1 protein-coding gene is annotated in these 1,268 nt (G+C 52.2%); it reads left to right on the top strand.

Going from position 1 to position 1,268, the window contains the following annotated elements:
* Window positions 1–71: 71 nt before the first annotated feature.
* Window positions 72–1,213 (top strand): IS3 family transposase gene (locus ND528_RS27995; protein WP_408005071.1). Its coding sequence is split into 2 segments (ribosomal slippage): window positions 72–333 and window positions 333–1,213, totalling 1,143 coding nucleotides; the frame shifts between segments, so codons are not numbered across the junction.
* Window positions 1,214–1,268: the final 55 nt, after the last annotated feature.

Genomic DNA, 1,268 nt, shown 5'->3' with positions numbered 1-1,268 from the left:
GACCTGATCTGGCTTAATGATTCTGGACACTTCTAAAGGGCGGTAATCTACGCCCAGCGACGAGGTGTGATATGACCAGACGATATTTTTCGACAGATTTCAAACGGGATGCGGCTTGCCTGGTTTTGGATAAAGACTATTCGGTGAGTGAAGCCTGCGAAGCAATGGGTGTGGGCCCTACAGCTCTACGCCGCTGGGTGGAGCAGTTGCGCGCGGAGCGCAGCGGCAAGACACCTGAGAAGTCCAAAGCCATGACCGTTGACCAACAACGCATCCAGGAACTGGAAGCAACAATTCGACGGATTGAGCGCGAGAAGGAAATTTTAAAAAAGGCTACAGCTCTCTTGATGTCGGATTCCCTCGATCGGTAAGGCTGGTTGAGGAATTAAGCGAGCAGTATTCAAGATCCGAGTTGTGTGGCGTATTTGGTATCAACCGCAGCAGTTATTACGAGCGTCTGAAACAGCGGACAAAAGTGGATGTCGAGCGCGATCGCCTTAAGATCAAGGCTGCTGAATTACATGAGCAAAGTCGTGGATCAATGGGCGCGCGCAGCCTGGCAAAAGCGCTGTGTAACGAAAAGGAGTCGGTAGGTCGTTACATGGCTCGTAGCCTGATGCGCGAGATCGGATTGAAGAGCCAGCAACGGCGCAGGCATCGTTACAAACCTAGCGGCGCGGAGGCTCAATACGCCCCTAATCATTTGGAGCGTAAGTTCAACGTCGAGGCCCCCAATCAAGTGTGGTGTGGTGACGTGACTTACATTTGGGCCGGTACTTACTGGGTTTATCTGGCTGCGGTACTAGACCTGCATGCCCGACGCATCGTCGGCTGGGCGATATCCAGAAGTCCCGATTCTGCGCTGACCTGTCGAGCGTTAAAGATGGCTTTCGAGTCGCGTGGACGCCCTGAAAACTTGATGTTCCATTCGGATCAGGGCTGTCATTACAGCAGCAAAATGTTCCGTGAAGCGCTATCGCAGATGCGCATAAAACAAAGCATGAGTCGACGAGGAAACTGCTGGGACAACGCCCCGATGGAGCGTTTCTTTGGCAGTTTGAAATCTGAATGGATACCCAAGGCTGGCTACCGAAACGAAGACGAGGCCAGTACCGATGTATTGCGCTACCTGACCCATTATTACAATCGGATCAGGCTGCACAGCCACAACGGATATCGGACTCCGGTAGCAATGGAAGCCTTGGCAGTATGAGAAATGACCTAAACCCTATAACCGTGTCCAGTATCGTTTGACCAGATCAACCGAG

The sequence above is a fragment of the Pseudomonas mercuritolerans genome (assembly GCF_025706525.1).
Lineage (GTDB): Bacteria > Pseudomonadota > Gammaproteobacteria > Pseudomonadales > Pseudomonadaceae > Aquipseudomonas > Aquipseudomonas mercuritolerans.
Note: the sequence above shows the minus strand (reverse complement) of the source record. Positions and strands in the feature narration are given on the sequence as shown.